Origin of the sequence: Methylobacterium thuringiense, from assembly GCF_022179645.1 — a bacterium.
Taxonomy (GTDB): Bacteria; Pseudomonadota; Alphaproteobacteria; order Rhizobiales; family Beijerinckiaceae; genus Methylobacterium; species Methylobacterium thuringiense.
The window spans coordinates 244,407-256,993 of record NZ_BPRA01000008.1 but is presented as its reverse complement, the minus strand read 5'-3'; the positions used below and the strand labels follow the sequence as shown (position 1 = coordinate 256,993).

The 12,587-nt window shown below is 67.5% G+C and carries 13 protein-coding genes; 2 read left to right on the top strand and 11 right to left on the bottom strand.

Going from position 1 to position 12,587, the window contains the following annotated elements:
• Positions 1-9: 9 nt before the first annotated feature.
• From hpnK to MFF07_RS10090, 5 genes are all read right to left on the bottom strand, one after another.
• Positions 10-849 (bottom strand): hopanoid biosynthesis-associated protein HpnK, encoded by an 840-nt coding sequence (gene hpnK / locus MFF07_RS10110; protein ID WP_238231750.1) that lies wholly within the window; start codon positions 847-849, stop codon positions 10-12.
• 121 nt (positions 850-970) lie between these two features.
• Complete coding sequence (gene hpnJ / locus MFF07_RS10105) at positions 971-2,404, bottom strand: hopanoid biosynthesis associated radical SAM protein HpnJ (protein ID WP_147820405.1); 1,434 nt, start codon at positions 2,402-2,404, stop codon at positions 971-973.
• A 204-nt stretch (positions 2,405-2,608) separates the two neighbouring features.
• Positions 2,609-3,805, bottom strand: a complete 1,197-nt coding sequence (hpnI, locus tag MFF07_RS10100) for a bacteriohopanetetrol glucosamine biosynthesis glycosyltransferase HpnI (RefSeq protein ID WP_147820404.1) — start codon at positions 3,803-3,805, stop codon at positions 2,609-2,611.
• Positions 3,806-3,924: 119 nt separating this feature from the next.
• Positions 3,925-4,554 carry an MlaC/ttg2D family ABC transporter substrate-binding protein gene (locus tag MFF07_RS10095; RefSeq protein ID WP_147820402.1) on the bottom strand — a complete coding sequence of 210 codons (630 nt, stop codon included), beginning with the start codon at positions 4,552-4,554 and terminating at the stop codon, positions 3,925-3,927.
• Positions 4,545-5,687, bottom strand: coding sequence for an HpnL family protein (locus MFF07_RS10090; protein WP_147820400.1), 1,143 nt, complete (start codon positions 5,685-5,687; stop codon positions 4,545-4,547). The genes MFF07_RS10095 and MFF07_RS10090 overlap by 10 nt, the downstream gene beginning before the upstream one ends.
• A gap of 213 nt (positions 5,688-5,900) precedes the next feature.
• On the opposite strand from MFF07_RS10090, the gene MFF07_RS10085 reads away from it, so the two are divergent.
• Positions 5,901-7,082, top strand: a complete 1,182-nt coding sequence (locus MFF07_RS10085) for an amidinotransferase (protein ID WP_147820398.1) — start codon at positions 5,901-5,903, stop codon at positions 7,080-7,082.
• A gap of 46 nt (positions 7,083-7,128) precedes the next feature.
• Here the strand turns inward: MFF07_RS10085 and MFF07_RS10080 are convergent, their stop codons facing one another.
• The 5 genes from MFF07_RS10080 to MFF07_RS10060 form a co-directional block, all read right to left on the bottom strand.
• Positions 7,129-8,340: an alpha/beta hydrolase gene (locus MFF07_RS10080; RefSeq protein ID WP_238231748.1), complete on the bottom strand. Its 1,212-nt coding sequence runs from the start codon at positions 8,338-8,340 to the stop codon at positions 7,129-7,131.
• 543 nt (positions 8,341-8,883) lie between these two features.
• Entirely contained in the window at positions 8,884-9,291 is a 408-nt protein-coding gene (locus MFF07_RS10075; protein WP_147820395.1) for a response regulator, read from the bottom strand.
• A gap of 180 nt (positions 9,292-9,471) precedes the next feature.
• Positions 9,472-10,362: a dienelactone hydrolase family protein gene (locus MFF07_RS10070; protein WP_238231747.1), complete on the bottom strand. Its 891-nt coding sequence runs from the start codon at positions 10,360-10,362 to the stop codon at positions 9,472-9,474.
• Between the two features lie 98 nt (positions 10,363-10,460).
• Positions 10,461-10,907: a hypothetical protein gene (locus tag MFF07_RS10065; RefSeq protein WP_147821747.1), complete on the bottom strand. Its 447-nt coding sequence runs from the start codon at positions 10,905-10,907 to the stop codon at positions 10,461-10,463.
• Between the two features lie 144 nt (positions 10,908-11,051).
• A complete protein-coding gene (locus MFF07_RS10060; RefSeq protein ID WP_147821749.1) occupies positions 11,052-11,306 on the bottom strand; it encodes a hypothetical protein in 255 nt (84 codons plus the stop codon).
• Between the two features lie 119 nt (positions 11,307-11,425).
• Between MFF07_RS10060 and MFF07_RS10055 the strand changes: the two genes are divergently transcribed.
• On the top strand, positions 11,426-11,572 hold the full coding sequence (locus MFF07_RS10055; protein ID WP_187272675.1) for a hypothetical protein: 147 nt from the start codon (positions 11,426-11,428) through the stop codon (positions 11,570-11,572).
• A 76-nt stretch (positions 11,573-11,648) separates the two neighbouring features.
• Here the strand turns inward: MFF07_RS10055 and MFF07_RS10050 are convergent, their stop codons facing one another.
• On the bottom strand, positions 11,649-12,164 hold the full coding sequence (locus tag MFF07_RS10050) for a phasin family protein (RefSeq protein WP_147821751.1): 516 nt from the start codon (positions 12,162-12,164) through the stop codon (positions 11,649-11,651).
• Positions 12,165-12,587: the final 423 nt, after the last annotated feature.

The window sequence follows — 12,587 nt, the reverse complement described above, 5'->3', positions numbered from 1 at the left end:
TAAGCTGCCTCAACCAAAATCCGAAAACCCGCCGCTCACCGCCCCCACCCGCGCCACGACCTCCCGCGACTCCACTGCGATCAATGCATCCCGCTCGTCCGCATAAGCGTAGCCCGGCGCCTCTCCCGCGAATCCGCCGGCGGTGGCGGGGTGGGTGTAGAGTTCGGTGAGGCCGTCGGGGAGGTGGCGTAGGAGCGCGGCGACGCGGGGGGGCGTCATCGCGCCGGACCACGCCAGTCCCAGTGTGCGATCCGGGATGAGCAGGCCGGCCTGGCGGGCGCGGGCGGCGAGCAGGCCGGCCCAGGGCGCGATGTCGAGGGCCGGGCGCGGGCGGCACCCCGGTTCGGCGAGGCGCAGCAGGGCACGCGGCTCGCGCGGCACGCGGATCGCCTTCATGCCGTAGCGCGCGCCGATCGCCAGCACCGCACCTGCGATGAGAGGATGCACGTGGAAGTGCTTGTGGGCGTTGACGTGGTCCAGCGGCAGGCCGGTCGCCCGGTAGGCCTCGAACTGCGCCGTGATCTCGGCGGCGAGCTGGCGGCGGGCGGCGGGCTTGGCGGCGAGGTCGAAGCCGAGGCGACCCATGTCGCGGCGCATCAGACCCTGGCCATCGACGAGGTCGGGGAGCTGAGCCGGGGGCAGCGTCGGCCAGGCTTCGACCAGGACGAGGTGGAGGCCGACGCGCAGGCTCGGCAGGCGCCGCGCGCGCGCCACGGCATCGGCCGCAGCGGGCGCCGAAACCATCAGGCTCGCCGCGGTGAGGATCCCCTCGCGATGCGCCTGCTCGACGGCCTCGTTCACTTCGCGGCTCAGTCCGAAATCGTCGGCGGTGACGACGAGACGTTTCACGGTGGCTCCCAATCATGGGTGTCGAGAGGGCGAGCCCTCTCGCGGGGCCTGGGGCGGAGCCCCGGACACGAAAACGGCCGGGCTGTGAGGCCCGGCCGCGATCAGTCGAAGGACGAAAAGCTCAGGCGGCCTTGGCGGTGCCCTGGCGCTCCTTGAGGAAGCGGTAGAATTCGACGCCCTCGCGCAGGCGGCGCTTCATCATGTCGGGCGAGCGGACCATCTCGGAGACGATCGAGGCGATCTTCGGAGCACGGAAGTAGAACTTCCGGTAGAACTCCTCCACCGCCGCGAAGATCTCGGAATGCGAGAGGTGCGGGTAGTGCAGCGGCGCGATCTGCACGCCGTTCTCGTCGACGAGCTCGGCATTCGCGATGTCGAGCCAGCCGTTCTCGACTGCCTGCTTGTAGAGGAAGGTGCCCGGATACGGCGCGGCCAGCGAGGCCTGGATCGTGTGCGGGTTGATGCGCTTGGCGAAGGCGATGGTCTCCTGGATCGTCTCGCGGGTCTCGCCGGGCAGGCCGACGATGAAGGTGCCGTGGATGGCGATGCCGAGGTCGTGGCAATCCTTGGTGAACTTCTCGGCGACCTCGACGCGCATGCCCTTCTTGATGTTGTTCAGGATCTGCTGGTTGCCCGACTCGTAGCCGACCAGCAGCAGGCGCAGGCCGTTCTCCTTCAGGACCTTCAGGGTCTCGCGCGGCACGTTCGCCTTGGCGTTGCACGACCAGGTCACGCCGAGCTTGCCCAGCTCACGGGCGATCTCTTCGGCGCGGGGCAGGTTGTCGGTGAAGGTGTCGTCGTCGAAGAAGAATTCCTTCGTCTGCGGAAACTCCTTCAGGCAATACTTGATCTCTTCGATCACGTGGGCAACCGAGCGGGTGCGGTACGTGTGCCCGCCGACGGTCTGCGGCCACAGACAGAAGGTGCAGCGGCTCTTGCAGCCGCGGCCCGAGTAGAACGAGATGTAGGGGTGCTTGAGGTAGCCGATGAAGTACTTCTCCATCTCGAGATCGCGCTTGTACACGCTCGTGACGAAGGGAAGCTGGTCCATGTCCGTCATGATCTCGCGGTCCTCGTTATGGACCACGACACGGTTCTCGTCCCGATAGGACAGACCCTTGATCTCTGACATCGGGGTGCCGTCGGCGACTTCCTTGACGGTAAAGTCGAACTCGTTGCGGGCACAGAAATCGATGCAGGGGGCCTGGGCCATGGCGCCGGCGGCGTCGACCGCGACCTTGGCGCCGATGAGGCCGGCGATGAGCTTCGGGTTGGCGGCTTTCAGCGCCTCGACGGTCTTCACGTCGGACTTGAACGACGGCACCGAGGTGTGGAGCACCACGAGGTCGAAGTCGTTGGCCTGGGCCACGATCTCGGGCAGCTTGATGTTGTGCGGCGGCGCGTCGATCAGCTTCGAGTTCGGCACCAGGGCGGCCGGCTGAGCCAGCCAGGTCGGGTACCAGAACGACTTGATCTCGCGCTTGGCCTGGTAGCGCGAACCGGCGCCGCCGTCGAAGCCATCGAATGTGGGGGCCTGGAGGAAGAGCGTGCGCATCGGGTAGCGGCCTTCGGGCTCGTGTTCTTGCGGGTGAAGACGGAGTGCAGGCCGAAAACGGCGATTTGCGGTCCGTCAGGTGTTCGTCTGAAGTCTGGAATATGCTGCCGTTTCTATGAAGCGGCAGCATATTCCAGATCATTGGTATCGCATGATGTCTCCGGGAAACCGGACTCCACTTTCCCGCATCATGCTCTCGAAAGCTTAGATCGAGGTCGCGCCGGTTTCCGAACCGATGACGTGCTCCGGGATCAGCGTACCGTCAGCAACCACACGGTAATCGTGACCTTTCCATGTCACCGCACCCGAGACGAAGCTCCAGGTGAAGTTGATGAAGGACAGCATGTCACGTATCGGCAACAGCCAGTAGGCGTGGGGCGTGAGGCCGAAGGCGCTCTCGATGCGCAGGCAGAGCAGGATGCGGCAGGCGAGTGCGAGTGCGGCCACCGCGAGCGCACCGGTGCCGGCGCCCGGGACGAGGGCGGCGATCAGCGCCAGCGGGAAGGCGTGGGTCACGACCGAGCCGGCATAGCCCGCGGGGTCGACGTTGCGGATGGTGCGGTTCCAGCGCAGCTCGTGCCGCCACAGGCCCGAGAGCTCGGTGTCGACGCAGGTATGGCCGATGGTGAAATTCGGGATCGCGACCTCGCCGCCGAGCGCGCGCAGCGCCTCGCCGATGGCGTAGTCGTCGGCGAGATCGTCCTTGAAGGCCCGGAAGCCGCCGATCGCGGTCAGCGAGGCGCGGGTCATCGCGATGGTCGAGCCGAAGCAGGGCTTGGCGAGGCCGAGCGTCGTGCCGACGATGACGTTCGGGGCGAACTGCACGTCGATGGCGAGCGCCGAGAGATGGGCGAAGACGCCGCGATTGGCCGGCACGCCGTGATAGAGGCAGGTCACGCCGGTGATGCCGGGCTGCGACAGCTCGGCGACCACGCGCTCCAGGTAATCCGGCTTCACCACCATGTCGCTGTCGGCGAGCACCACCACGTCGTGGGCGATTCTCGCCGACATGTTGATGAGGTTCGAGACCTTGCGGTTCGCACCGTGCTGGCTCGGATCGATCACGAGGTCGAGGCGGAGCGCCGGAAAGGCCTCACGCAGGCGCTCGACGACCTCGATCGCCGGATCGGTCGGCTTCTGCACGCCGAACACGATCTGTACGCGGCCGGCATAATCCTGGCGGCAGAAGCTCGCGAGGTTCGCGTAGAGGTTCGGCTCACTGCCGCAGAGCGGCTTGAGGATCGTCACGGACGGACGCGCGGCGCCCTCGGGAAAAACCGGTACGGCACGGCGGGCGAAGCGGCCGGCCATCACGGCCGACATCAGCGCGTAGACGCAGCCGGCGACCGCCACGAGCAGCAGCAGGGGGGAGATCCAGGCCGAGAGGCTCGTGAGGTCCATGGCGGCGTTGCTCGGGTCCGAAAGGGTGTCGGGTGTCGCCGGCGACGCTTAGCGATCGTCTTGGGCGAAAAGCCTTGGCTGGGCGGAAAGCCCCGGCTGAAGAGCCGTCTCGGTGCGATTCAAGGCTTTGGTTTGGCGGCGAGCATCCCATCGGTGCGCTCGCGCAAATATTTCACGAGTGCGTCCGCGCCGCCCTTCTTCAGGGGCTCGTTGAAGCCGGCCCGCATCGAGGCGACCTCGCTGACCGTGCCGTTGAGCAGCACGTCCTGGATCTTGTTGTCGGCGTTGACGACGTAGTCGACATCGGTGTCGTCGCCGTCCTTGGTCGTGATCTTGGAATGGACGACCTTGGTGGCCCCGCGCGCCTCGGCGCCGGGCTTGATGTCGAACTTGCCGCCGGCGGCCTGGGACAGGCGGTTGGCGTAGAGCGTCGTGAAGTAGGTGGTGAAGGCGTCGTTGATCGCGCCCTGCTGCTCGGGCTTGAGCGCCTTCCATTTCGGGCCGACGGCGACCGGCACCATGGCGGCGGTGTCGAACACCTCCTTGAAGGTCGGGCCGATCACCTCGATGCGGCTCTTGAGGTCGCTCGAACCGCTCTTCAGCGCCTCCTCGACCTTGCCGTAGAGCTTGGTCACGGGGGCCACTGCCGGGTCGTCCTCGGCACGCGCGCCCTGGGGCGCGCCGGCCAGCGCGACGGCGCTGGCAGCGAGAAGGGCGAGGGTGGGCAGGCTGCGTCGGGTCAGGCGCACTTCTTCAGCTCTCCGCGCTCGATGTCGATGGGACGGGAATGGCCGTGGCCGTTCGCGGCAAAGCCGTAGGTGACGGGCCGCTGCGACGGCTCGACGCTGCGGCCGACGATCCGGTCGCGAAATCCGTCGGTGCCGCTGTCGTGAGGGGTCTCTTGGGTGGTCTCGGGCTGCGTGTCCACCTTGGCCTGCGCTTCGATCCGGTGCCAGAGCAGCAGGCTCGGCAGGCCGACCGAGAGGTCGGCGGCGCGCTTCACCAGCGACAGGGCGAGGGCTGCCTCGGCCGGGATGCCGAAGATGGCGCCGAGCGCGATCAGGCCGCCCTCCTGGGCGCCGAGCGCCCCGGGAACCGCGAAGGCGGCGCCGCGCACGGCCTGGGCCAGGCTCTCGATCACGATCGCTTCGAGGAAGCTGACGGGATAGCCCATGAAGTGGAGGCAGACATAGACTTCGAGGGTGCCGATGACCCAGCCGATGAGGTGGACGAACACGGCGTTGCCGACGCGCGCGCCGTTGCCGTAGAGCCGTTTCAGGCTGGCGTAGAGCACGTCGACCGCGCCGAGGGCGCGCCACTCGCGGCCCGAGGCGAAGCGGTTGAGCGCCGCCTGGATCAGACGATGGCCGCTGCGGCGCTGGATCAGGTAGAACGCGCCGAGCGCCGGCACCGCGACGACGAGGCCGCCCGAGACGGCGCGGACCACCGGACCGTCGCCTGCGAGCCAGATCAGGATGCCGAGGCCGGCGATCGTGAACAGGAGCTGCGTCAGCGCCTGAGTCATCATGTCGACGAACATCGAGGCGCCGGCGAGCCCGCCCGCCGTGCCGCGCTTGGCCAGCAGCCGCGCGCCGATGAAGTCACCGCCGACCTGCGCCACCGGCAGCAGCGTGTTGATGCCCTCGCGTACGAAACGCAGGGTGATGCAGTTGCGCAGGGTCGGGCGCTCGCGGCTCGGGAAGACGACGAACCAGCCCAGACCCGCCCAGGCCACGGCCGCAAAACGGGCCGCGATGACGGCGAGCGCGCCCCAACCCGCACTCAGCACGGCAGTCCAGACGTCCGTCAGCCCCGACGAAAGGAACAGCCCGACGACGGTACAAATGCCTGCGATCAGTGCCAGGGTCGTGAGGTGCTTCATGGCCCTCTTTCCGCTGCCGGCGATGGGGAGAAGTGTTGTCGTCTTGCCGCGATTCCGGCTCAAATCGGCCGTTCGGAGCGATCAGGATCAAGGCAAGTTGCAGCTTTAAGAAGCGCTGTCTATCACCCGCGAGACACACCGAAGGTCAAAGCGGCAGTTTAGCAACAGTTCTGCAGCAACGACCGCAGCCTTCGACAGGAAGGGGGATTATTGATGGAACGCGACGTGTCCTACATGGCCGAGACTGCCATGCTCGATGATGCACAGTCACAGAGCTACGGTGGCCTGCAGGGGCTGCGCCCGGATGTGCCGGCGCCCCAGAGCCCGGTCATGGCCTGGAACGAATGGGACCCGCTGGAGGAGGTGATCGTCGGTTCGCTCGACGGCGCCACGATCCCGACCCACCACCTCACCGTGATCTTCAACCTCCCGCGGGCCGCGCAGCCGTTCTATCGCTTCGCGAGCGGTTGGAAGTACCCGAAGTTCATGAAGAAGCTCGCGCAGCAGGAGCTCGACAACTTCATCGGCATCCTGGCGGGCGAGGGCGTGAAGGTGCGCCGGCCCGACACGGTCGACTTCTCGAAGAAGTTCAAGGCGCCGCGCTGGACCTCCCGCGGCTTCTGCGTCGCCTGTCCGCGCGACCCCTATCTCGTGATCGGCGACGAGATCATCGAGAGCCCGATGTGCTGGCGCTCGCGCTACTTCGAGGGCGACGCCTACCGCGCGCTCTTCAAGGAGTATTTTCGCGCCGGTGCCCGCTGGACCTCCGCGCCGCGCCCGCAGCTCACGGACGACCTCTACAACTACGATTACCGGGTGCCGAACCTGAAGGCCGGCGAGCCGATGCAGTTCACGGTCAACGAGTTCGAGCCGGTCTTCGACGCCGCCGACTTCGTGCGCTGCGGCCGCGACCTGTTCGTGACCCGCTCGAACGTGACGAACCTGATGGGCATCGAGTGGCTGCGCCGCCATCTCGGCCCCGGCTTCCGCATCCACGAGATCGAGAGCCGCTGCCCGCAGCCGATGCACATCGACTCGTCGTTCATGCCGCTGGCGCCGGGCAAGGTGCTGGTGAACCCGGACTACATCGACGTCGAGAAGCTGCCGGCCGTGCTCAAGAAGTGGGACGTGCTGATCGCGCCGCGCCCCGACCCGGTCTCGGGCTTCATGAGCAAGATCTCGATGTGCTCGCCCTGGACCTCGATCAACGTGCTCGCCATCGACGAGAAGAAGATCGTCGTCGACCAGAGCCAGCCGACGCTGATCAAGGCGCTCAAGGATTGGGGCTTCGACCCGATCCCGGCACCGTTCCTCAGCTACGGCCCGTTTGGCGGCTCGTTCCACTGCGCCACGCTCGACGTGCGCCGCCGCGGCGTACTGAAGTCGTACTTCTAGGGACGAAGGCCTTCGGGGGGATGTCCCGGAGGCCTTCCGACTTTCCTCAGCGGCCGTCGGCCGCGCGCGGCGACGGCGCTCTCCGACCGGCCGGACCGCGCGCGGCGGTCGGTGCAGGAGCCGCGGCCGGTGTGGCGACGGGGGCGGGTGCCGGCAGTTTCGGGATCTCGACGCCGAGACGCTTCACCGGCCAGCCGTCGGCCCAGCGCTGCATGTCGCTGAAACCCGGATCGGCCTTGAGCTTGGCCGCATCTTTTCCGGCGAAGGCGGCCGCGGCCGCCATGTCGAAGGTCCGCCAATAGGCGAGGTAGTCCAGCGCGTCGGCGCGGGCGTTGTTGATCTGCTGGACCAGTGTCGACTGCTCGCCGGTGAGCGTCACGTCCGGCGACCACTTGAACGGCGGCGGCTTGAAATCCTTCGGCTCGGGCGGGACGGTGATCGCGGTGCCGTCATAGGCAGCGTCGATCCCGGCCGGCGAAGACAGCGTCGCGGTCATCGCCGGGAAACCGTGATCGTCCGAGAGGGCGCGTACCAGGAGCTTGCGATCCGAGCCGACGGCGCTCGCGTCGCGCAGGATGCGGCGGCTGGCGACGTCGGCGGCGCGGGCATCCTTGTCGCCGATCACGGCCACCATCAGCGTGTCGGCGGGGATCGCCGCGAGATCGTTCAGGGCGATGCCGCGGGATTTCGTGTCGCGGGCGATGCCGCCGGGCATCACGGTGTAGATGAGCTTCGGCGCGGGCAGCCCGTCCGCCTGCGCGCTCGCCGCGAGGTTGGCGGCCAGCGGCGCGCCGGCGAGGTGGCCGATCAGGGCCACGCGCTTGGTGTCCGGTTTCGCGTCGGCGTCGGCGGCCAGGGTGTCGAAGGCCGATTTGAGGAGACCGGTAGCCTTCGCCGTCGCCTCGGAGGGGCGCGATCTGTTGAGTTCCTGGAAGCGGGGATACAGCACCAGCCAGCCGTTGCGGGCGAGATGATCGATCCAGCCGCCATAGGCACGCGGGTTCGTGGCGCCCCAGGCATGGAGCAGGACGGCGACCGGCCGGCCCTCGGCCGGGGCGGGACCGGACTTGTAGAAGGCGTAGGTCGAGGACGTTGCCGTGCCGAGTCCGCGCTTGACCACGGTGGCGGTCTTGTCCCCGACCCCGCCCGGCCCCTCGGCCGGCTGCGTCGGAGGCGCCGCGGCGAACGCAGGCGAAACCAGACCCGCCAAGAGGACCAGACCCGCGGTCGCGGGACGAAAAACGGTGTAGAAACGCATCGGGAACCTGATGTCTCGGTTCTCTGCCGAAATCGGCGCGCCCTCCATATCAGATATGAAGTCCAAGGCGACGACTGAAGTCTCGATACCGCGAGACCGAAACAGGCACGCTACTCGTGACCCGGTCCGTCCATCCGGCGTGCGTCGATCGTCTCTGCGAGGTCACGGAGACTGCGCGGCATTTCCTGGTCCGTCATCTCGTCGTAGAGATGGCGAAGGTCATCTCCGATACGGCCCAATAGAGAACCGTCGAAGGCACCATCCGACGCACAAGCGTGCGAAGAGAACGGCGCTGCGAAATGGTCCGAGACTGTTTTCATGAAGCGGGGGCCACTCGATCTCCTGCCTCGAAAAGAGGGGTGAATGAGAACTAACGGCCCCATTGCGGGATGTTTCCCGGCTTCGGTGGATAAGTTTTTCGACGTTGTCCGCCCCTCCCCCCGGCTTCGCCGCGGCGCGGCGCCCTCCCCGGCCGAAACGCAAGCTCTTGGGAAGACGGCGACTTTTTCGGCCGGACGACGCGGTCTGCCGTAGACTTGCGTCCTATTCGTCGCCGGTGGTGTCGTGATGCCGGGCGGCGTCTTCGAGCCAGGCCAGGATTTCCGGTGCACGCCAGGGCTTGGGGATGAAGGTCGCGGAGATCCGCAGATCGCTCGGCTGGTCGCTGGCATCCCCCGAGGTCAGCAGGATGCGGATGCGCGGCCAGGTCACGCCGATGATGCGGGCGAGCTCGAAGCCGCCGATCGTGCCGGGCGTGCGCACGTCGGAAAACACCACGGCGACGTCGTCGCCACGTTCGTTGAGGATCGCGAGGGCACGCTCCGCCGTCTCGGCCTCGATCACCTCGAAGCCGGTCTCGTCGAGCATCTCCGACGCAAGGAAGCGCTCGTCCGGCTCGTCCTCGACGACGAGGATGACGGGCTTCTTGCCCGCCGGTCGCACGTCACTCATTCCCTGACTCACGGCCGTGATGATCCCATCGCGCCGAACGGATCGGTCGATCGCCGCATCGCGACGGCGCTCGGTGCGCTGCAACGATAGAGTTCTCCTGGCCCACGTCTGTGCCGTGGGGGCCACAACGCTGGATTTATCGTTGACATCGGGGGCGGCAAGCGCCTGCGGCACCGCGATTCAGGCGACGCCGTGCCGTTTGAGGAACGCCAGCGCGCGCGCCCAGCCATCCGCTGCAGCCTCCTTCCGGTAGCTCGGACGGTAATCGGCGTGGAATCCGTGGGGTGCTTCGGGAAACACCACCAGCTCGACGGTCTTGCCGGCGGCGCGGGCCTTGTCGCGGGCCTCCTCGACGCTCGCCACGGGGATGCCGGCGTCGGCGGCCCCGTAGAGCGCCAGCAGCGGCGCGTGGATCTCGGCCGCGACGTCGCCGGCGGTCCTCGGCTGGATCGCGCTGCGCTCGCCGCCGAGCGGGCCGTACCAGGCCACCGCCGCCTTCAGGTCGGTGCGGTGGGCGTCGTAGAGCCAGGCCGCCCGCCCGCCCCGGCACCAGCCCATGACGCCGAGCCGGCCCGGATCGCCCTTGGCGGCCGATGCCGCCCAGGCGGCGGTGGCGTCGAGATCGGCGATCCACTGCGCGTCCGGCGTCTTCGAGATCACCTCGGCGATGATCGTCTTCACGTCGGTCATGGTCGAGAGGTCGCCCTGCCGTGCGTAGAGTTCGGGCGCCACGGCGCAGTAGCCGGCCTTGGCCAGCCGCCGGCAGATGTCCTTGATGTAGTCGTGGACCCCGAAGATCTCCTCGACCACGAGGACGATCGGAAACGGCCCTGCCCCCGTCGGCACCGCACGGTAACCCGGCATCGGTCCGTCGGCCGCCGGAATCTTGACCTCTCCGGCCTCGATGCCCTCGGCATCGGTCGTGATCGCCTGGGCCTCGACCCGGGCGGTCGCCAGCGTCAGCCCGGTGATCAGGCTCGTCATCACGAAGCCCCGCCGCGAGAACGGCCCCGGATCGAGCCCTTCGAGCCCGCCGAGGGTGGAGCCGCGCACGTCGTTCTCGCCGGTCATGATGCCTCCGCGTGTGTCGGAGACACGCCACCACGGCGTGTGTCGGAGGTCAAACCGGCAGCCCGTTACGACGTCGAAAGCGGAGTGGCCGTCGATCCCTACGCGCTCGCACAGACCGCCACCGGCTCGCCCACGCGGTCGCGGACTGGCTGGCGCTGCGCGACCTTCGCCTCGGCGGGCCGCTTCCGGGCCGTGGATTTCGGGCGGATGAGGTCGGCGAGCACCACGAAACCGTCGCGGCTGCCCTGGGCCGGCCGCATCCCGAAGCCGATGGCGAAGGAGCGGGCCAGCGCCGCGTCGGCAGCAAGACCGAAGCGGTCGAGGGCGACGAGGAAGGCTTCGCGGAACAGGCGCGGCGTGCACCAGCTCTTCTCGGCGAGCTGCAGCGGCCAGGCCCAGAGGCCGTCGCCGCGCCGGGCGGACAAGGCCGCGCGCTCGATGAAATAGCCCGTCGCCCGGTGTTCGAGCCCCTCGGCGGAGAGCTGCCAATCGGCGTTGGCGAACAGGACGGCTTCGTCGCAGGCATCCATGCAGAGGTCGGTCATGCGGCCCTCGCTGACAGCGGCGCTGTCGAATCGCTTCGATCGCGCCTGGAACATTAAGAGAACATGACCGTGGGCCGTCGGTGCGGTCAAGCCTTTCGTTCCCTGTGTGTTCGCTTTTCCAGCGAGTCTGCGGCCGGCGGACGCTCAGCCGCCCGTCAGGCTCTCCGCGAAATCGTCCGGGACCTCGCCGAACTGGGCGAGGATGGTCGCGCTCTCGAGTTCGCCGGTCTCGTCGTCGGCGACGACCTTGAGCGCGGCGGTGCCGGGCATGCGGGCGGACATCGCCTCGGCCTTCTTGAGGGCGCCGCTCTCGGTGGGGGCGACCTCGCGGTCTCCGGGCAACAGGCGTTTGCGCTTCACCACGAAGGTCTGCACCACGAACGTCGTCTTCAGGGCCATGGTCGTCCGCCTCGCGCTGCCGGCGCGGGCTCCTGCGTCCGGCGCCCCGGTAAGGCCCTGCTAAGCCTTTTTCGCCAGCCTGTCTGTCATCCCATCGGCCTGGACGGAGCGTCGTCGCCTTGAGCCTGTTTCTCGGCTTCTTCTCACTGAGCGTCGCGACGGCCCTCGCCACCGGCGCGGCCGCGGTGCTGTGGGCGAAGCGCGTCGGCAAGGGCATGGACGAGGGGGACGGCTCCGAGCCCGGGCTCGACATCAGGACCTGGTGAGCTGCCGCCGGTCCCGCCCACGAAAAAGGGCGGCCCGAGGGCCGCCCTTATCGTCTCGATGTTTGGACGAAAAGGATCAGTTCGGACGCGAGGCGGTCTGAGCCGTCTGCGCGGTCTGCTTGGCGGCGCCGGAGAAGATCTTGCCGGCCTCCTCGGCGTGCTTCAGCGAGGTCTCGGCGATGCCCTTGCTGTCCGTCACGAAGCTCTCGAGACCCTCGCGGACGACGTCGCTCTGGATCGCGGCGAATTCCTGCAGCGTCTTGGCCTGGGCCAGACGGTTCACGGCGGCGAGGTTGCGCTGGAACTGCTTCTGGCTGAACTCGATCCAGTGGCGCGAGGCCTCTTGGAAGCCCTGGCTCAGCACCGTGCCGCAGCGGGTGACGGCGTCGAGGTTCTGGCGGGACTGGCTGGCGAAGCGCTCGGCGTCCTCCTTCGAGAGGTTGAAGCCACGGGTCAGGCGCTCGGTCGCCTCGAAGACCTGCCGCGAGACGTTCTGGACGTTGTCCTGCGCGGTGCGGACGGCGTCCTGTGTCTGGGCGGCGGCGCGATCGGCAGTGTTCTTCGTCTGATTTTCGGTCTGCGTGGAGGCCATGATTGTCATCCTTCCTGCGTTCGGAAAATTATCTCAACAAGTCGGCGCCAATCTGTGAGAAATCCAACCTAAAGAAGTTCGTCGGATACGCTCTCCAACAGTCCGTCGGTTCGGCTCGTTGATGCGACATCAGGTCGGACGGATGGATCTATTTTCAACCCCTCGAAAATGTATTCAATCATGTGAAATTTCAATGACGATTCATTCCAATTGAGCCTTCTCCTGCAAGCCCTTGAGTGCGCTGCACAATAAGACATGCTGCGATGCGAACGGGGGCGCCGGCCGGCGCGAAGTTTTTTTTGCGTGCGTATGCAATCGCATGGATCGCATCACGCAATCTTCGCCCGCATGTCTCGCCTGATTCAGGCCGCCGGAACGGATCGGCCACCCTCCGGGTTCGTCCGGACTGCCAGGTATCGAGGC